This is a genomic window from Streptomyces sp. NPDC001903 (assembly GCF_042891345.1).
Taxonomy (GTDB): domain Bacteria; phylum Actinomycetota; class Actinomycetes; order Streptomycetales; family Streptomycetaceae; genus Streptomyces.
The window spans coordinates 105,954-125,021 of record NZ_JBIASZ010000007.1; the positions used below are offsets into that span (position 1 = coordinate 105,954).

Here is a 19,068-nt window from a genome sequence, read left to right on the forward strand (position 1 = left end):
AGACGGGGCCCGGCGCGGAAGCCTCCCGTCCGGGCTGGCAGAATGCGGCTCATGGCGGATGGCACGACACATTTCAGCCGCCGGAACCTGCTGTTCGCGGGCGGTGCGGTGGCCGCCGGCCTCACGGCGGGCGGTCTGTCCTGGGCGCTGCGCTCCGGGGCCGACGAGCAGGCCGGCGCGGGCCCGGTCGCCGAGGGCCCGATGGCCGGCGCGTTCGACATGCGGACCGGTGCGCAACTGCTCGCCCCGACTCCGCTGTTCAATACGACGGGCCCGCAGTCCTTCGCGTTCGACGATACGAACGGCCAGGTCTACGTACTGCAGACCGTCGAGAGCGGTATCCGGCTCGACGGCGAGGAGGACCCGCTCGACTCGGGCGACCGCAAGATCTCCGGCGATATGTGCCTGACGCGGCTGAGCAGTTCGGGAAAAACGCTCGGGCATATGTATCTGCGCGGCTTCGGCCACGGAATTTCCTGCGGAGTCGAGCCGACGGGCCAGCGCACGTACATATGGGTCGAGGGCCGCGCCGACGCCAAGAGCGGCTACGGCCGCACCGTGGTCCGGGTGCCGTTCAAGGACGGCTCGGTCCTCGACAGCGCGGACGAGTCCGTCCGCCACTTCGACCCGGTTCCCGGATCCACCGACGTCTGCCCCGCGCTCGACCTGCCCGGCGGGCGGGTGCTGGTGAGTCACGAGGAGGACGGCGTGCACCGGTTCTCGGTGTACGGGACGGCGGATTTCCTGGCCGGGCGCTTCGACGCCGCGCAGGTCCTCAAGGCCGGGGTGCAGGTCAAGCAGGAGGAGTGGTTCCAGGGCTGCGCGCTGTACGGGGACCACGTCTACGTGCTGACCGGCGGCCCCTACACCGGTAAGAACGGGGACAATCCGCGGAAGTCCGGCGGAAATACCTATGTCTCCGCAATTGACGTACGCACGGGGAAGGCGCAGGGGCGACATCACGTGACCGTGGCCCCGGATCTGGTGTACCGGGAGCCGGAGGGAATCGCGGTCTCCATGGCCGGCGGACGGCCGGCATTGTGCATCGGCTTTTCCGTGAAGACGCAGGACCGGCGTGAGCTGGCGTTGTATCGCTTCACGGCCTGACGGCATTGGCCCTCGGTTAACCCTGCGTTCCTGAGCCGTCAATGTTGCTGCTTATACTACTGCGACACTTCACAGAATCCTTATACCTCCACGGGGGAGGAACCGCACGATGGGCTCCAAGCGGCTGCGCGCCGTGCTCGGCGTTCTGATCACTTCTGGGCTCATCCTCAGCTTCGTCGGGATGCTGGTCGCCGTCGCCTTCGTCTCCCTCCCCCTGTTCGCCGGCTGCGCAGCGCTCAGCTACGTCGCCGACCTGATGCTCCACAACACCGAGTCGCCGACGCTGGAGAAGCTCCGCGACTCGCGCTTCGGCCTGACGATGCGCTTCCTGATCCGGCAGTTCCTGCTGCTGGGGCTGTGCGGAGCCATCGCCGACATCGAGTCGTTCGTGGCGCAGATGACCACCATCGGCCTGCTCCTGCTGTTCATCCTGCAGCTCGCGTACGGCGCGCTCCTCAAGCACGTCCGCAAGATGCGCAACGAACTGCCGTTCACCACGCGCGGGCTGGACCTGGAGGCGCTCGGCATCCGCCGCATGCCGCACCCGTTCCTGATGAACAAGCACGTCCGCAAGACGCTGCACCTGGACATCCCGCTGGTGGCCGGGGCACTGGCCACCATCGCGACGGACGACTGGCGCTTCGTCACGTACGGCATGATCACCACCGTCTTCCTGGCCTACTTCTCACTGCTGGTGCTGGTGCCCGACGCGCGCAACGCGCTCAAGCTGCCCACCACCGACGAGGCCATCGACGAGCTCAACCACCAGCTGGCCGAATATCGACCCCAGGTCGCGCTCTACTTCACCTTCGCGGCGGTCTCCAAAGACTTCATGTACCAGGTGAACATGTGGCTGGAGTCGCTGGAGGCACTGGAACTGCGACCCATCATCGTGCTGCGCGAGCGGGCCACCCTGCGCTACCTGGACGCGACCTCGGTCCCCGTCATCTGCATCCCGAAAGCGGACAATCTCGCCCGTATCGAGATGAACGAACTCCGGGTGGCCCTCTACCCCGGCAACGCGGGCAAGAACGTCCACATGCTCCAGCGCGCCGAGGTCAAGCACGTCTTCATCGGCCACGGCGACAGCGACAAGCTCGCGAGCAGCAACCGGGTCAGCAAGGTCTTCGACGAGATCTGGGTGGCCGGCCGAGCCGGCCGCGACCGCTACGAGCGCATCAAGCACGCCGTGTCGCACCACCAGATCGTCGAGGTCGGCCGCCCCCAGCTGATGCCCCTGCACCGCTGGACCGGCAAGGTCGCCGCCCCCGTCCCCACCGTCATCTACGCCCCCACCTGGGAGGGCTGGACCGACGACGCCTGCTACACCTCGGTCATCCCGGCCGGCGAGAAGCTGATCAAGGCGCTGCTCGACTACGAGCGCGACATCCGCATCATCTACAAGCCGCACCCGCTCACCGGCTCGCGCTCCGCCGAGGCCGCCGCCGCGCACCGCCGCGTCATCGCCCTCCTCGAAGAGGACAACGCCCGGCGCTTCGGCCGCAACCTCACCGACTCCAAGGCCGCCGCCAAGAAGCTCGCCCGGATCGACCAGCGCATCGCCGACCTCTCCGAGCGCGGCGTCCGCTCCAAGTACCCGGACCTCACCGAAGAGGAGCGGACCGCGCGCATCCGGCGCAGCCGCAACCAGGCGGGGGCCCTGTACTGGAACGCCGTCCCCGACGCCGCGCACCACGTGGTGACCGAGCGCATCCCGGCCTTGTACGACTGCTTCAACCAGTCCGACCTGCTCATCGGCGACATGTCCAGCGTCGTGTCCGACTTCGTCGCGACCCTGAAGCCGTACGCCATCTTCAACCTCGACGGGCTGCCCGACGAGCAGTTCCGCAACGAGCAGCGGACGGCGTACGCCTCCTACCTGCTCGACGGCGACTGCAACGGTCTGACCGAGGCCATCGAGGCGACGCTGAACCCGCGCGAGGACGTCATGGCGCCCTACCGCGAGCAGCTGAAGGAATACCTCCTGGGCGAGGAGTACCCGCCCTCGATCGTCCGCTTCAACGCGGCCGCCAACAACCTCTACCGGCGGGGGCTGCGCGACTTCCCCATCGAGTACCCGGAACAGGTCCCCTACCCCGTGTAGACCTGCCTCCCCCGGGCATCCGAGTCGCACCGCCCGTCCACCCACCGCCGCCCCGCACCACCGCCGTGCCGCACCCTCGCTCTCAGGAAGAAGGAGCCTTGTCCTCCAGACCTGTCCCCCACCGCACCGTCGCCGTCGTCCTCGCGGGTGGCACCGGCCAGCGCATCGGGCTCGAAATACCGAAGCAGCTGCTCAAGATCGCCGGAAAGCCGATCCTGGAGCACACGCTCCACGTCTTCGAGAACGCGCCGGACGTCGACGAGGTGATCCTCCTCATGACGCCCGCGTACGTGGAGGACGCCCGCCGCATCGTCGAGCGGGCCAAGCTGGGCAAGGTCACCCGGGTGCTCGCGGGCGGCTCGACCCGCAGCGAGACCACCCGGATCGCCATCGACGCCGCGGCCGCCGGCCTCGGCGAGGGCGAGGACTGCAACCTCCTGTTCCACGACGCGGTCCGCCCGCTGCTCTCGCAGCGCGTGGTGCGCGAATGCGTCGAGTCCCTGGAGCGCTACCAGGCCGTCGACGTGGCCATCCCCTCCTCCGACACCGTCATCGTGACCCGCACCCACGGCAACGACGGCGAGTTCATCACCGAGGTCCCCGACCGCTCCCGGCTGCGCCGCGGCCAGACCCCGCAGGGCTTCCGGCTCTCCACGATCCGCGCCGCGTACGAGCGGGCGGCCGCGGACCCCTTCTTCCAGGCCACCGACGACTGCTCCGTCGTCGTCAAGTACCTGCCCCACGTCCCGGTCCACATCGTCACCGGCGACGACTACAACATGAAGGTCACCCAGCCCGTCGACGTCTTCATCGCCGACAAGCTGTTCCAGCTCGCCTCCCACGCCGCGCCCGCCCAGGCCGGCGAGGCCGCCTACCGCGAGCAGCTGGCCGGCAAGACGATGGTGGTCTTCGGCGGCTCGTACGGCATCGGCGCCGACATCTCCCGCATCGCCGAGGGCTTCGGCGCCCGCGTCTTCGCGCTGGGCCGCTCCACCACCGGCACGCACGTGGAGAACCTCGACCACGTCGAGGAGGCCCTGGCGAACGCCTACGCCGAGACCGGACGCATCGACTACGTCGTCAACACCGCGGGCGTGCTGCGCGTCGGCCGTCTGGACGAGACCGACAACGAGACGATCCGCGAGGCTCTCGACGTCAACTACCTCGCGCCGGTCAACATCGCCCGGACCTCGTACAAGTACCTCAGCGAGACCCAGGGCCAGCTGCTGCTCTTCACCTCCAGCAGCTACACCCGCGGCCGCGCCGAGTACAGCCTGTACTCCTCGACCAAGGCCGCCATGGTCAACCTGACCCAGGCGCTGGCCGACGAGTGGGCCGAGGACGGCATCCGCGTCAACTGCGTGAACCCGGAGCGCACGGCCACCCCGATGCGCACCAAGGCCTTCGGCCAGGAGCCCTCGGCCTCGCTGCTCACGTCCGAGTCGGTCGCCCTGACCTCCCTGGACGTCCTGGTCTCCGAGATGACCGGCCACGTCATCGACGTACGCAAGCAGGACCCGACCACGACCCCGGCCCAGCGCTCGGGCTTCGAGGCGGCGCTGGCGTCCGTGCTGATCGCGACCACGGAGGACCAGGGGGTCTAGGCGTGACGTACGCACCGGGGCTGCGGCAGCAGGGCCGACGCCCGAGGATCTTCGTGGTGGGCGGCTCCAACGCGGTCAGCCGCCCGTACAGCTACCTGCCCATGGCCGGGTGGGCGCAGGTGCTGCCGCTCTTCCTCACGGACGAGGTGGAGGTGGTCGCCTGCGCCCGGGCACGGGCCAGCTCCAAGAGCTTCCGTGAACGCGGCCGGCTCCAGTGGATCCTCGACACGATGGAGGCCGGCGACTACCTGCTGTTCGGCTTCGGCCAGACCGACTGGAAGCCCGACCCGGGCCTGCACACCGACCCGTTCACCACGTTCCTCGAACACATGCGGGCGTACGTGGACGGCGCGCGGGAACGCCAGGGGCACCCGGTGATCTACCTGCCGTACGAGCGGCGACGGATCGACCGGCACGGCAACGTGGCCCGCTTCCTCGGCGACTACCCGGTCGCCGCGCGGCAGCTGGCCGAGGAGGAGCACGTACCGGTCGTGGACATGTACGGGCAGAGCCTGCAGTGGTGGGAGGAGCTCGGGCCGGAGGCGACCAAGTCCGTGTTCACCTACCTGCGCCGCGGCGAGCCCCTGCTCCAGGACGTCCTGGACGGGGACAACGTGCACCTGCGGGCCGAGGGCGCGATCGAGTGCGCCCGGTTCGCCGTCCGCAGCATGATCGAACAGGGCGTCGTCCCGTCCCACTGGGGCCGGGACCTCGACCGCACGCGCTTCTCGTACGACGAGATGGGCTGGCTGGACGAGGAGACGTTCAAGCACCGCACCACTTCCCGTGTGTCCCAGTTCCCCGGCGCCTAAGGAGTCCGGCACGTGAATCACCTCCTGTGCCGGGGCCGGGCCCTCGGGGACGAGCCGTCCCCGGGCGCGGTGTACGCGGCCCTCTACAGCTCCGCCGATCCGCGCCGCGGCGTGGCACCCGGCGAGACGATCCAGCTCGGCCTGTCCGTGGCACCCGACCAGGGCGCCACCCGCGGCTGCGCCTACCTGTTGGAGGCACCGCTGGCCGGCTCCGCCGACATCGTCGCCGTCCAGGGGCTGGAGTTCTTCCCGCAGCAGCGCTGGTTCCGGATCCGCGCCGAGGCCGGCGAGAGCGGCACCGGCGTCCTGCACCTGCGGGTCCACGACACGGCCACCGCGCCCCGGATCCGGCCCCAGATCGTGATCGGCGTCCCGGACGCGTCCGGCCGCAAGCTGATCCGGACGGGCAAGCTCGACGCCGACGCGCTGCCGCTGCGGCCGCCGACGGCCCGGGGCCTGCGCATCGCGGCGGAGCCGGGCCGGCCGGGCACGGTGAACCTGCTGTCCGGCGGCGCCCCGGCGGGCAGCTCGGCCGTCTCCGTGACGCAGCCCCGCGATGGTGAGGCCCAGCTCTCCTACGACGGCTGGGTGACGTACACCCCCGCGCCCTCCTTCACGGGGTACGACCGCTTCACGTACACGGTGGCCACCCCGGCCGGCGAGCAGCAGACCTCGCACGTGAACGTCTTCGTGGGCTCCCTGGAGCGGACGCCCGGCGTCTTCCCGGCGCAGCCGGTGGACACCGCCTTCCGGCCCTGGCAGTGGCCCGAACTCAGCGGGGAGATGCCCTGGCCCCGGCCCGGGCAGCCCGCGCGGAACCGATGAGGAAGACAGGACCATGAACACCGCCGCCGTGCGCCCCTCCGACGTCAAGGACGTGACGGTCGCCGTCCGGGTCTCCAACCAGGCCGCCGCGTTCGACGCCTGTCTGGCCTCCGTCCTCGTACAGTCCATCGGCACGGACCGGCTGGAGGTCATCGGGGTCGACGACGGGTCGACGGACGAGAGCGGCTCCGTACTGGCCCGGGCGGCCCACCAGTACCCGGCCTTCGTGCGCGCGGGGCAGGTCTCGCCGGGGCTGAGCCCGGCCGGGGCCCGCAACTGGGCGCTGAGCCAGGTGCGCGGACGGTACGTCATCTTCCTGGAGGCCACCGACCGGCTGGCGCCCGACGCCCTGGAGCGGATGGTCGCGGCGGCCGACGCGTACGAGGCCGACGTCGTCCTGGGCAAGCTGGAGAGCTCGGGCCGGCACACGGTCGAGACCTCGATGTTCCGCAAGAACCAGTCCTACACCGACCTGTACGCCTCGCGCGTCTACTGGTCGCTGACCCCGGACAAACTGCTGCGCACCAGCCTGCTGCAGCGCCGCGGGCTGGCCTTCCCCACCGACATGCTGATCGGCGACGACCAGGCGTTCACCGCCGGCGCGTTCATCGGGGCGGACAACGTCGCGGTGGTCGGGGACGCGACCTGTGTGGTGAAGGGTCCCGCGCCGGCCCCGCGGGTGACGCTGTCGGACCGGGTGGCCCTGGCTTCGCGGATGCTGGCACTGGTCGCCGCGCAGCTGCCCGAGGGGCCGCGCCGGGACAAGCTCCAGTCGCGCCACCTGGAGGTGGAGCTCGGCAGGGCGACCGCGGCCGCGCTGCTCTCCGCCACCGACGCGGCGGAGCGGGACCAGGCGCTGTGGGCCGCGGCCGAGGTGCTGCGCACCCAGGCCTCCCCCGGCGCTCTGGCGCTGCTGCCGCGCATGGTCGCCGTACGGTTCGCGCTGCTGGCGCAGGGCCGCTTCGCCGAGGCGCAGCGGATGGCCGCCTTCGAGGCGGACAAGGACCGGCCGGTGGTGCGCAAGACGGTGGAGAACGGGCGGGTGTTCACGACGCTGCCCTTCTTCCGCGACCCTCAGGTCGCCCTGCCGGACGAACTGTTCGACATCACGGGCGACATGACGGTCAGCCACCAGCTGCAGAAGGCCCGGTGGGAGGGGCCGATGCTGACGCTGGACGGCTTCGCGTTCTACGAGCAGCTGTCGACGAAGGACCGCACCACCCGGGTCGTGCTGCGGGAGCGGACGAGCGGCGCGCAGGAGAGCTACGCGGTGACGGCCCGCCGGGACGACACGCTGGCCAACGCCAAGGGCAAGCCCCGGGCGATGGGCCGGTTCTCGGCCCGGGTCAACCTGGCGCAGACCTCCAGCGGCTGGCCGCTGGAGCCCGGCACCTGGGACCTGTACCTCGCGGTCGGGTTCGAGGGGGTGACCCAGGAGGTGCGGCTCGGGCCCAAGCGCGCCGCCGATCTGGACACCACCGCCCGGATGCCGGTGCCGATCGGGGCGGCGCCCGATGCCCGGGGCATGGAGCTGGCGGCCACCCCGTACTACACCGAGTCCGGCGGTCTCAGCATCGAGGTCTCCCGACGGACGCCGCTGCCCCGGCGGGCCTGAGGCCGGGGCGCCGGGCGCCGGGCCTTCGGCCTCAGGCGGCTTCCCAGGGGCCGAACACCAGCCCCTGCTGGGTGGTGTCCTGGCGGGTGCACACCAGTGCGCCGTCCGCGTCGAAGGCGGCCACGACGATGCGGCCCGCCGCGTCGAGCGCCACCTGGGGGGCGTGCGCGCCGTGGCCGCCGAGGGAGGCCCACCACGTGCCGTAGCCCTCGTTCTCGGTGACGTAGGCGGTCAGTTCGATGTCGCCCTCGGCACCGGTCTGCGCGAGCACCGTGCAGTCGTAGCCGCCGACGACGGCCCGTACGACGCCCGGGGCTCCGCGGCCGCCGGCGCCGCCGAGGCCCATCAGGCCGCCCTGGACGCCCTGTCGGGCGGCCCGCCAGGCGACGAGCGAGCCGTCACCCGGGTAGCGCCAGAAGTACGTCACCCGGCGCGGGCCCGTCTCGCAGACGGCGGGGGTGCCGGGGACGACCGGGGTGGGGATGCGGTCCGCGAGCGCGAAGCGGCCCTGGCCTATGCCCGACCACCGGTCCGCGCCGGCCGGCCCGAGGAGGAGCATCTCCAGCTGCCCGCCGGCCGGCATCAGCGGGGTCACCCCGCTCGCGTACGGCTCCGGGGCGACCTGCTTCCAACCGCCCCACGCGCCCTCGGCATTGCGGCTGCGGCGCAGGACGCCGCCGTGGCGCATCGAGACGAGGACGTGCGTGGAACCGGAGCGCTGGTTGACGGCGATCCGCGGCGGACCGGCGAGCCGGTCGTCGGCGGGGCCGCCGCGCAGCCCGGGGGTGCCGAGGCTGTGCCATTCGGTCATGGGGCGGCCCGGCTGGAACTGGGTGGAGACGATGATTTCCGGCCGCCCCGATCCGTCCCGGGCGGACCGCAGGGCGACGAGGTGCACGTACCCCTCGCGGCTCTGCGCCATCGCTGCGGTCCCTGCCCAGCCCTCGACCTCGAAGGTGTCCGGGCCGGTCCAGCCGGTGCGCGGCGCCGCGGCCTCGGTCCAGCGCACCAGGCCCTGCGGGGTGCAGGCGTAGGCCGTCAGGCGGCCGTCGCCGCCCTTGAACAGCCAGTTTCCGGCCGGCGGCGAGGAACGGCGGGAACCCCGTCCGCCCGGGGGTGCGTCCTGCACCGCGCGGAGGGAACTGGGGTCCTGGATTCCGTTTTTGCCTCGGACCACGCCGCTCTTCACCCTTCTGCCGAGAATGTCCTGCTCAGGCGGCCGCGTCCGTCACCGGAAAGAACCAGCCACTCGAAAGTGTGTCTTATGATGCACCCCATCGATAATAGAAGGGCCCTGCCTCCATGACCGACCTGCCCTCTGCCACCTCTCCTTCCTCCCGGCGCAGGCGGCGGCGCGGCGGCAGGCGCGCCCTGCGGATCGTGCTGCTGACGGTGGCCCTGCTCGTCCTCGCCGCGGCCGGTGGCGGCTGGTGGGCGTACAGCCACCTCAACGGCAACATCGACAGCGTCGATCTGGACCAGGCCATCGGCGACAACCGCCCGAAGAAGGTCGTCGCGGGCGCGCAGAACGTGCTCGTACTCGGCTCCGACTCGCGCGCCGGGGCCAACGGGGACCTCGACCACGGCGACGTGAGCGGCGCCCGCTCCGACACCGCCATGCTGGTGCACATACCCGAGGGCCGGTCCAAGGCCACCGCGGTGAGCATCCCGCGCGACACCCTGATCAGCCGGCCCGAATGCAAGGGCGCCGACGGCGAGACCGTCAAGGCGGCGAACCGGGTCATGTTCAACTCCGTCTACTCGCTGGCCGGTCCGGCCTGCGTGGTCAAGACCGTGGAGCAGATGTCCGGGATCCGGGTGGACCACTTCGTCGAGGTCGACTTCGCCGGCTTCAAGGGCCTGGTGGACGCGCTCGGCGGGGTCACCGTCACCCTGGACAAGCCGATGAGCGGGGCCAAGGGCGGGCTCAAGCTCGACGCGGGCACGCACCGGCTGAACGGCACCGACTCGCTCAAGTTCGTCCGTACCCGCTACGGCTACGGGGACGGCAGCGACCTCGGCCGCATAGGCCTCCAGCAGCAGTTCATGATGGCGATGCTGTCGGAGATCAAGAAGCAGGACGCCCTCGGCAACCCGGCCCGGCTCTACAAGCTGGCCGACGCCGGCACGAAGTCGCTGACGACCGACTCCGACCTCGCCTCCCTCACCTCCCTGGCCGACTTCGCCCAGAGCATGAAGGGCGTGGACCCGGACACCATGGAGACGATCATGCTCCCGGTCGCCTACGACAAGGTGGACCCCAACCGGGTGGTCGTAGCGGAGCCGCAGGCGGGCAAGCTCTGGGAGGCCCTGCGCACCGACCAGAAGATCCCGGCGGAGGCCAAGAACTCCCCCGCCAAGGGCTGACACCCCGCGCCGCACGCGGAAGCGGGCCGTACGGGAGCACCTCCCGTACGGCCCGCTTCCGCGTGCCTCGGACCGCCTCGGTCCGCCTCAGTACTTCGCGTCCTGGCCGGCCCTGCCCAGGCGGCTGTGCGAGCGTCCGTAGGCGAAGTAGACGATGATGCCGATCGCCATCCAGACGCCGAACCGGATCCAGGTCTCGGCCGGCAGGTTGAGCATCAGCCAGAGCGAGGCCGCGATCGACAGGATCGGGATCACCGGCACCCAGGGGGTGCGGAACGCCCGGTGCAGGTCGGGGCGGGTCCGGCGCAGGATGATCACACCGAGGGCGACGAGCACGAAGGCGAACAGCGTGCCGATGTTCACCAGTTCCGCGAGCTTCTCCAGGCTGGTGAAGCCCGCCACGATGGCGATGATGCCGCCGAGCAGGATGGTCGCCCGGTAGGGGGTGCGGTACTTGGGGTGGGTGACGGAGAAGACGCGCGGCAGCAGCCCGTCACGGCTCATCGCGAAGAACACGCGGGTCTGGCCGAGCAGCAGGATCATGCTCACGGTGATCAGGCCGACGGCCGCCCCGAGGCTGATGGCACCGGAGAAGAAGGGCTGGTTCACCGACTTGAAGGCCTCGGCCAGTGGCGCCGTCGGCGACATCTCCGAGTACTTCTGCATGCCGGTGACCACCAGCGTCACGGCGACGTACAGGAAGGTGCAGATCAGCAGCGAGCCGAGGATGCCGCGGGGCATGTCCCGCTGGGGGTTCTTGGTCTCCTCGGCCGCCGTGGCCACGACGTCGAAGCCGATGAAGGCGAAGAAGATGAGGGAGGCCGCCGTGAAGATGCCCATGACGCCGAAGTTGGTGGGCGCGTAGCCGAACATCAACTGGACCAGCGGCGCGTGGAGGCCGCTGCCCGCTTCCTGTGGCTGGGCCGGCGGGATGAAGGGCGAGTAGTTGTCGGCCTTGATGAAGAACAGGCCCGCGATGATGACCAGCAGGACCACGAACACCTTGATCGCGACCACGATCGCCGTGATCCGCGCCGAGAGCTTCGTCCCGACGACCAGGATCACGGTCAGGACCAGGATCAGCAGGAAGGCCAGCAGGTCGAAGCTTCCTCCCGCGTCCGGCCCTTCCAGCGCCTTGGGCAGGTCCCAGCCGAGGTTGGTGTGCATGAGGTGGCGCACGTACCCGGACCAGCCGACCGCGACGACGGCGGTGCCGAGTGCGAACTCCAGCACCAGGTCCCAGCCGATGATCCAGGCGGGCAGCTCGCCGATCGAGGCGTACGAGAAGGTGTACGCGGAGCCGGCCACCGGCACGGTGGACGCGAACTCGGCGTAGCACAGGGCCGCGAGGGCGCAGACGATGCCCGCCGCCACGAAGGCGAGGGCGGTGGCGGGTCCGGCGTTGTTCCGGGCGGCGATGCCCGTGAGGACGAAGATGCCGGTGCCGATGATGACACCCACACCGAAGACCGTCAGGTCCCAGGCGGAGAGCGACTTGCGGAGCGCGTGTTCCGGCTCCTCCGTGTCGCGGATGGACTGCTCCACCGTCTTGGTGCGGAAGACGCTGTTCAGGTCCTTGCTCACCGACGCACCTCCGACAGGTGACGACGCACACGAACGGGCCGGGAGGCCCACCCTTCAAGGGTGATCTCCCGGCCCGTGACGTGCAACCGCGCGACCGGTCCTGACCGGATGTGGCCGGAGCTAGTCGACGGCGGCGGCCGGCTCGCTGTCGTAGCGCCCGTCCAGCTTGGCGACCAGGCCGGTGACCTGCCGGGCGATGTCCGGAGCGGTCAGACCGATCTCGGCCATGATCTCCTTGCGCAGCGCGTGGTCGAGGAAGCGCTGCGGGATGCCGAAGTCGCGCAGCGGTACGTCGACGCCCGCGTCGCGCAGCGCCTGCGCGACGGCGGAGCCCACACCGCCGGCGCGGCCGTTGTCCTCGACGGTGACGACCACGCGGTGCCGCTCCGCGAGCGGGGCCAGGGCCTCGTCCACGGGCTTGACCCAGCGGGGGTCGACGACAGTCGTGGAGATGCCCTGCTTGTCCAGGAGGTCGGCGATCTCCAGGCACATCGGGGCGAGCGCGCCGACCGAGACGAGCAGTACGTCCGGACGGGTGACCTCGGCCCCCGGGGCGCGCAGGACGTCCATGCCGCCGATCCGGCCGACGGCCGGGACGGCCGGGCCGACGACGCCCTTGGAGTAGCGCACGACGGTCGGGGCGTCCTTGACCTCGACGGCCTCGCGCAGCTGGGCGCGCAGCTGCTCGGCGTCGCGCGGGGCGGCGAGGCGCAGGCCGGGGACGACCTGGAGGATGGACATGTCCCACATGCCGTTGTGGGAGGCGCCGTCGTCGCCGGTCACACCGGCGCGGTCCAGGACGAAGGTGACCCCGCACTTGTGCAGGGCGACGTCCATCAGGACCTGGTCGAAGGCGCGGTTGAGGAAGGTCGCGTACACCGCGAAGACCGGGTGGACCCCGCCGGTGGCGAGCCCCGCCGCCGAAGTGGCGCCGTGCTGCTCGGCGATGCCCACGTCGTAGATGCGGTCCGGGAAGGCCTCGGCGAACTTGTTGAGGCCGACCGGGTGGAGCATGGCCGCGGTGATGCCGACGATGTCCGCGCGCTCGTGGCCGAGCTTGACCATCTCGTCGGCGAAGACGGAGGTCCAGCTGGCGGCCGCGGTCTTCACCGGCAGGCCGGTGTCCGGGTGGATCACGCCGACCGCGTGGAAGCGGTCCGCCTCGTGCTCCAGGGCCGGCGTGTAGCCGCGCCCCTTCTGGGTGAGGCAGTGCACGATGACCGGGCCGCTGAAGCGCTTGGCGCGCTGCAGGGCGGACTCCAGGGCCTCGATGTCGTGGCCGTCGATCGGGCCGATGTACTTCAGGCCCAGGTCCTCGAACATGCCCTGCGGGGCGATGAAGTCCTTGAGGCCCTTCTTGGCGCCGTGCAGGGTCTCGAAGAGCGGCTTCCCGACGACCGGGGTGCGCTCCAGGAGCTCCTTGCCGCGGGCGAGGAAGCGCTCGTAGCCGTCCGTGGTGCGCAGGGTGGCCAGGTGGTTCGCGAGGCCGCCGATGGTGGGGCCGTACGAGCGCTCGTTGTCGTTGACGACGATGACCAGCGGGCGGTCCTTGGCGGCGGCGATGTTGTTCAGCGCCTCCCAGGCCATGCCGCCGGTCAGGGCGCCGTCGCCGATGACCGCGGCGACGTGGTGGTCCTCGCGGCCGAGCACCTCGTTGGCCTTGGCCAGGCCGTCGGCCCAGCCCAGGACGGTGGAGGCGTGCGAGTTCTCGATGACGTCGTGGTCGGACTCGGCGCGCGAGGGGTAGCCGGACAGGCCGCCCTTGCTGCGCAGGCCGCCGAAGTCCTGGCGGCCCGTGAGCAGCTTGTGGACGTAGGCCTGGTGGCCGGTGTCGAAGAGGACCTTGTCCTTGGGCGAGTCGAAGACCCGGTGCAGGGCGATCGTCAGTTCGACCACCCCGAGGTTGGGGCCGAGGTGCCCGCCGGTCTTGGAGACGGCGTCGACGAGGAAGGACCTGATCTCGGCGGCGAGCTGGTCGAGCTCCTCCTGGCTGAGCCGGTCCAGATCGCGCGGTCCCTTGATGCGGGTCAGCAGCACCCGTGCCTCCTTGCAGTTGCTTGCTGGTCTGTCGAGTCTAATGTTCCGCTCGCGGCGGCGGTCATCGGGCGGCCCCTGGAGGGTCACACCTTTGTCATACATGTACACACCATCGCGAGGTCACACATCCCAAACGGGCGTATATCCGTACAGCTGTACGCACATACGTACGCACGGATGCCCGGTGCCACACGAAGTGGCACCGGGCACTGTGACCGGTCTTACCGCACGGGCGCGGTGTCAGGCGCGTCCGGCCGTCTTCTGGGTCTTGCGGGTGACCGAGTCGATCACCACGGTGGCCAGCAGCACCGCACCGGTGATCATGTACTGGATCGGGGTGGCGATGCCCTGGAGAGCCAGACCGTACTGGATCGAGGTGATGACCATGACGCCGAGGAGGGCGTTCCAGGTCCGGCCCCGGCCGCCGAAGAGGCTGGTGCCGCCGATCACGGCCGCCGCGATCACGTTCATCAGCAGGTCGCCGGCGCCGGCGCTCTGGTTGGCCGCCGCGATCTTGGAGGCCCAGAAGAGCCCGCCGATGGCGGCGAAGGTGCCCGCGATCGCGAAGACCGCGATGCGGATCCCGGTGACGTTGATGCCCGCGCGCCGGGAGGCCTCGACGCTGCCGCCGAGCGCGAAGACGTTGCGGCCGAAGGAGGTGCGGCGCAGGAGGAAGTCCGTGCCGACCAGCACCAGCACGAAGAGCACCACCGCGAGCGGGAGGCCCTTGTACTGGTTGAACACCGCGGCGGGACCGAAGGTGAACAGGGCCAGCAGGCCCGTGCGCAGGGCGATCTCGCTCATCGGGCGGGACGGGACCCCCGCGGCCTCGCGGCGGCGGTTGTCGAAGAAGCTGGCCAGGAAGTACCCGATCACCGCGATCGCGGCGAGGCCGTAGCCGGCGGCCACGTCCGTGAAGAAGTACGTGGTCAGCTGGCCCACCGGACCGTCGGGGTCGATGTTGATCGTGCCGTTGCTGCCGAGGATCTGCAGCATGGCGCCGGACCAGAAGAGCAGGCCCGACAGGGTGACCGCGAAGGCCGGTGCGCCGATCCTGGCGAAGAAGAAGCCGTGGATTGCGCCGATCAGGGCACCGCCGGCCACCGCGGCCAGGATCGCCACCCACTGGTTGACCCCGTGGGTGACGGCCAGGACCGCGAAGATGGCACCCGAGACACCGCTGACGGAGCCGACCGAGAGGTCGATCTCGCCGAGCAGGAGCACGAAGATGATGCCCACGGCCATCATGCCGGTGGCGACCATCGTGATCGCGATGTTGGTGAGGTTCTCCGGGGACAGGAAGTTCGCGTTCAGCCCCTGGAAGATGGCCCAGATGATGACCAGGCCGATGACGACCGGGACGGAGCCCAGGTCGCCGGCCTTCATCTTGCGGCCGAACTCGCTCAGGTACCCGGACAGGCCCTGCTCGCGCACGAGCAGGCGCGGGTCCACCGCGGGAATGGCTTCCGCCGGGGCGGCGGGGTTGGCCAGCTGGGCCACCTCTTCCGCCGAGGTGTGGTGTTCGGTGCTCACTTCTGAGCCTCCCCGGTACGGGCCGCACGACGGGTCACGGCGTTGTCCGTGGCTCCCGTGATGGCGGAGATGATCTCTTCCTGCGACGTGTCCTTGACGTTGAAGACGCCGTTGTTGCGGCCCAGCCGCAGGACCGCCACCTTGTCGGCGACGGCCTTCACATCGGCCATGTTGTGGCTGATGAGGATGACGGCGTGGCCGCGCTCGCGCAGCCGCTCGACCAGGTCGAGGACCTGCGCGGTCTGCTCGACGCCGAGGGCGGCCGTGGGCTCGTCGAGGATCACGAGCTTGGGCTCGCCGAGCATCGAACGGGCGATCGCCACGGTCTGGCGCTGGCCGCCGGAGAGCGAGGCGATGGGGATGCGGACACTGGGGATCCGGATGGACAGGGTGGTCAGGAGCTCGCGGGCGCGGCGCTCCATCTCCACCTCGTCCAGGACACCGCGACGCTTGAGCTCGCGGCCCAGGAAGAGGTTGCCGACGACGTCGATGTTGTCGCACAGCGCGAGGTCCTGGTAGACCGTCGCGATGCCCAGGTTCTGGGCGTCATGGGGCTTGCTGATCGAGACCGGCTTGCCTTCCCACTCGATGACTCCGTCATCGATGGGGTGGACGCCGGCGATCGTCTTGACGAGCGTGGACTTGCCGGCGCCGTTGTCGCCGACCAGGGCGACCACCTCGCCGGAATGGATCTCGAGCTCTACATCGGTGAGCGCCTGGACGGCACCGAATCGCTTCGAGACCCCTCGCAACGCCAGCACGGGCGCAGCGGACACATGAACCATCTCCTTCGCCGCCTGACCGGCGGGGATGTCGTGCAGTAAGTGCAGGAGCGGGGTGGGGTGGGGGAATCGTTTCTGCCCGGCGCCCCGCGGGTGGCGGGGAAGGAGGGGGCGGGGCGCCGGGCAGGCGCGGGGGTCCCGGTGGGCCGGAGGCCGCGGGGGTGGGTCTCCGGCCGGCGGGACGACGGGGCCCGGGTGGGGCCCGAGGGACCCGGGTGGGCCCGGGGGGCCTACTTCAGGCCGAGGGTGGTGCAGGCGGCCGCGTACTTGTCGGTGCAGATCTCGTCGGCCGTGTAGACACCGTCCTTGATGACAGTGTCCTTGATGTTGTTCTTGGTCAGCGAGACGACGGGGACCAGGACCGACGGGACGCCCTTGGTGGTGGGGCTGTCGACCTTGGAGGTGGTGACACCGTCAAGCTTCTCGCCCTTGGCGAGCGCGACGGCCATCTTCGCGGCGGCCTCGGCCTCGGGGGCGTACGGCTTGTAGACGCTCATGAACTGCTCGCCCGCGACGATGCGCTGCACACCGGCGAGTTCCGCGTCCTGGCCGGTGACCGGGGGCAGCGGGTTCATGCCGGCCGCCTTCAGGGCGGTGATGATGCCGCCGGCCATGCCGTCATTGGCGGAGTAGACGCCGACGATCTTGTCCTTGCCGATCGCGGAGATCGCACCCGCCATGTTGGTGTTGGCGTTCTCCGGCTTCCACTCCTTGGTGTCGTACTCCTTGCCGATGGTCACCTTGCCATCGAGGACGGAGTGCGCACCCTTCTTGAAGAGGGCCGCGTTCGGGTCGGTGACCGAACCGTTCATCATGACGATCTCGCCGGAGCCGGCCTTGTCGCCCAGGGCCTCCAGCAGGGCCTTGCCCTGGACCTTGCCGACCTCTTCGTTGTCGAAGGAGGTGTACGCGTCGATCGGACCCTCGGCGAGGCGGTCGTAGGCGACGACGGGGATGCCCGCCTCCTTGGCCTTCTTGACCGAGCCGGCGATGGCCTTGGAGTCCACCGCGTCGACGACCAGGACGTTCACCTTGTTGGTGATCATCGTGTCGACCTGGGAGTTCTGCGTGGTCGCGTCCTGCTTGGCGTTGGCGTAGACCACCTCGGCCTTGCCGCCGGTGAGTTCGGCGACCTTCTTCTCGAAGAGCGGCTTGTCGAACTTCTCGTAACGCGCGGTCTGGTTCTCCGGCAGGAGCAGACCGATCTTGATCGCGCCACCCGCGGCAGCGGAGCCGGACTCCTTCGGCTTCTCGCCGGCCTCCTTGGCGCTGCCACAGGCGGCAAGGGAAGCGGCCATGGCGGTGGCGGCTACGGCAACGGCGGCTCTGCGCATACGCGTGTTCATTTCCTGAACCTCCCTGACGAGGCCGCAACATTGCGGCCGAGGTGGACGTGAGTCAACCTCGGCCGCAGTTTGTCGTCAAGGAGTGAATCCTTAACGAGATGACAACGGTGCCATCCGTTATCTAACTGAAGGCAAGAGCTTGAGGGTCGGCGAACCGGCCAGAAGGGTCGAATCGCCCATCTCGCTCAGCACCAGGGCCAGCGCTCCCAGCACCTCGGCCCGGCCGCCCAACGACCCCGTGAGCACGGAGAGTTGACGTGCCGCACTGGGGATCGCGTACCTCCCCACGGACTCGCGTATGGGGGCCAGGATCAGTTCACCGGCCTCCGCCAGCGACCCGCCGAGCACCACGCGGCTCGGGTTGAGGACGTTGCACAGGTTCGCGACACCACTACCCACATGGCGGCCCACGTCGGCGATCACGCGCCGGCAGCCCGGGTCGCCCTCCCGGGCCAGTTCGACCACGCGCTCCATGGTGAGCTCGGGCCCGTGCGTGCTCTGCAGCAGCGGCAGTACGTACCGGGCCGCCGCGAAGGTCTCCAGGCAGCCGCGGTTGCCGCAGCGGCAGACCGGGCCCGACTCGTCCAGGGTGATGTGCCCGATCTCGCCGGCGGTGCCGCCGGGCCCCCGGTAGATCTGCCCGTTGATCACGAGGCCGGCGCCGACGCCGCTCGCGACCTTGATGTACGCGAGGTCCTTGACCCCCCGGCCGCTCCCCCACACCAGCTCCCCGAGCGCTCCGAGGTTGGCGTCGTTGTCCACGTACACGGGCACGCCGAGGCGCTGCGAGAGCTCCTGGCGCGGGTTGATCCCGGCCCAGCCCGGCAGGATCGCGGTGGAGCCCAGGGTCCCGGACTCCACGTCGATGGGGCCGGGGACGCCGAGCCCGACGCCGATGACCTTCTCCAGGCCCACCCCGATGCCCGCGATCAGCTCTCCGACCAGGGCTTCGGCCCGGTCGAAGCCGTCCGCCCAGGAGGCGTCCACGTCCAGCGGGGCCGACTCCTCGGCCAGGACCTGGTGCGCGAGGTTGCCCACGGCCACCCGCAGGTGGGTGTGGCCGAAGTCCACGCCGATCACGATGCCCGCGTCACCGCTGAGCGAGACGCTGCGCGCCCGCCGGCCGCCGGCCGAGGTGTCCGTGACCTCGACGGTCCCACCGTCCTTGAGCTCGCGGACGATGTTGGAGACCGTGGCCGCCGACAGTCCGGTGGACCGGGCGATCTCCGCCTGGGTCAGCGAACCCGCGAGCCGCACCGCCCGCACGACCCGTTCGAGATTCGCGCGGTGCAGTGAAGACTGCGATCCGGGAGTCTGCACGACTCATCCACTCCTGCCCATTAGCGACGGCT

General features: G+C 70.3%; 14 protein-coding genes. 7 read left to right on the forward strand and 7 right to left on the reverse strand.

The annotated features are described in order from the left end of the window. Positions 1-51: 51 nt before the first annotated feature. From ACFYZS_RS17925 to ACFYZS_RS17950, 6 genes are all read left to right on the forward strand, one after another. Positions 52-1,107, forward strand: coding sequence for a signaling protein (locus tag ACFYZS_RS17925; RefSeq protein ID WP_389012916.1), 1,056 nt, complete (start codon positions 52-54; stop codon positions 1,105-1,107). Between the two features lie 109 nt (positions 1,108-1,216). After that, positions 1,217-3,211, forward strand: coding sequence for a hypothetical protein (locus ACFYZS_RS17930; protein ID WP_389012919.1), 1,995 nt, complete (start codon positions 1,217-1,219; stop codon positions 3,209-3,211). Between the two features lie 98 nt (positions 3,212-3,309). Next, positions 3,310-4,815, forward strand: coding sequence for an SDR family NAD(P)-dependent oxidoreductase (locus ACFYZS_RS17935; RefSeq protein WP_389012922.1), 1,506 nt, complete (start codon positions 3,310-3,312; stop codon positions 4,813-4,815). 2 nt (positions 4,816-4,817) lie between these two features. Further along, entirely contained in the window at positions 4,818-5,627 is an 810-nt protein-coding gene (locus ACFYZS_RS17940) for a rhamnogalacturonan acetylesterase (RefSeq protein WP_389012925.1), read from the forward strand. Between the two features lie 12 nt (positions 5,628-5,639). Further along, positions 5,640-6,452 (forward strand): Ig-like domain-containing protein, encoded by an 813-nt coding sequence (locus ACFYZS_RS17945; RefSeq protein WP_389012928.1) that lies wholly within the window; start codon positions 5,640-5,642, stop codon positions 6,450-6,452. 13 nt (positions 6,453-6,465) lie between these two features. After that, complete coding sequence (locus ACFYZS_RS17950) at positions 6,466-8,067, forward strand: glycosyltransferase family 2 protein (protein ID WP_389012931.1); 1,602 nt, start codon at positions 6,466-6,468, stop codon at positions 8,065-8,067. Positions 8,068-8,098: 31 nt separating this feature from the next. Here the strand turns inward: ACFYZS_RS17950 and ACFYZS_RS17955 are convergent, their stop codons facing one another. After that, positions 8,099-9,196, reverse strand: a complete 1,098-nt coding sequence (locus tag ACFYZS_RS17955; protein WP_389012933.1) for a hypothetical protein — start codon at positions 9,194-9,196, stop codon at positions 8,099-8,101. Positions 9,197-9,369: 173 nt separating this feature from the next. On the opposite strand from ACFYZS_RS17955, the gene ACFYZS_RS17960 reads away from it, so the two are divergent. Continuing rightward, entirely contained in the window at positions 9,370-10,434 is a 1,065-nt protein-coding gene (locus tag ACFYZS_RS17960; protein ID WP_389012936.1) for an LCP family protein, read from the forward strand. Between the two features lie 87 nt (positions 10,435-10,521). Here ACFYZS_RS17960 and ACFYZS_RS17965 read toward each other — a convergent pair whose 3' ends face one another. The 6 genes from ACFYZS_RS17965 to ACFYZS_RS17990 all read right to left on the reverse strand — a co-directional run bounded on the left by ACFYZS_RS17965 (position 10,522) and on the right by ACFYZS_RS17990 (position 19,036). Next, entirely contained in the window at positions 10,522-12,018 is a 1,497-nt protein-coding gene (locus ACFYZS_RS17965) for an amino acid permease (protein ID WP_389012939.1), read from the reverse strand. 120 nt (positions 12,019-12,138) lie between these two features. Continuing rightward, a complete protein-coding gene (gene dxs / locus ACFYZS_RS17970; protein ID WP_389012942.1) occupies positions 12,139-14,055 on the reverse strand; it encodes a 1-deoxy-D-xylulose-5-phosphate synthase in 1,917 nt (638 codons plus the stop codon). Positions 14,056-14,295: 240 nt separating this feature from the next. Further along, positions 14,296-15,555, reverse strand: a complete 1,260-nt coding sequence (locus tag ACFYZS_RS17975) for a sugar ABC transporter permease (RefSeq protein WP_389013459.1) — start codon at positions 15,553-15,555, stop codon at positions 14,296-14,298. A 29-nt stretch (positions 15,556-15,584) separates the two neighbouring features. Next, the gene (locus ACFYZS_RS17980; protein ID WP_053691510.1) at positions 15,585-16,373 is read right to left on the reverse strand and encodes an ATP-binding cassette domain-containing protein; all 789 of its coding nucleotides are present in this window, start codon (positions 16,371-16,373) and stop codon (positions 15,585-15,587) included. A 227-nt stretch (positions 16,374-16,600) separates the two neighbouring features. Continuing rightward, positions 16,601-17,716: a substrate-binding domain-containing protein gene (locus ACFYZS_RS17985; protein ID WP_389012946.1), complete on the reverse strand. Its 1,116-nt coding sequence runs from the start codon at positions 17,714-17,716 to the stop codon at positions 16,601-16,603. A gap of 117 nt (positions 17,717-17,833) precedes the next feature. Continuing rightward, positions 17,834-19,036 (reverse strand): ROK family transcriptional regulator, encoded by a 1,203-nt coding sequence (locus tag ACFYZS_RS17990; protein ID WP_030154513.1) that lies wholly within the window; start codon positions 19,034-19,036, stop codon positions 17,834-17,836. Positions 19,037-19,068 lie beyond the last annotated feature (32 nt).

What these genes read in the sequence shown, in the direction of transcription:
- ACFYZS_RS17925 (WP_389012916.1), top strand. Translation starts at nt 52, where the DNA reads ATGGCGGATGGCACGACACATTTCAGCCGCCGGAACCTGCTGTTCGCG.
- ACFYZS_RS17930 (WP_389012919.1), top strand. Translation starts at nt 1,217, where the DNA reads ATGGGCTCCAAGCGGCTGCGCGCCGTGCTCGGCGTTCTGATCACTTCT.
- ACFYZS_RS17950 (WP_389012931.1), top strand. Translation starts at nt 6,466, where the DNA reads ATGAACACCGCCGCCGTGCGCCCCTCCGACGTCAAGGACGTGACGGTC.
- ACFYZS_RS17960 (WP_389012936.1), top strand. Translation starts at nt 9,370, where the DNA reads ATGACCGACCTGCCCTCTGCCACCTCTCCTTCCTCCCGGCGCAGGCGG.
- ACFYZS_RS17980 (WP_053691510.1), bottom strand. Translation starts at nt 16,373, where the DNA reads ATGGTTCATGTGTCCGCTGCGCCCGTGCTGGCGTTGCGAGGGGTCTCG.
- ACFYZS_RS17985 (WP_389012946.1), bottom strand. Translation starts at nt 17,716, where the DNA reads ATGAACACGCGTATGCGCAGAGCCGCCGTTGCCGTAGCCGCCACCGCC.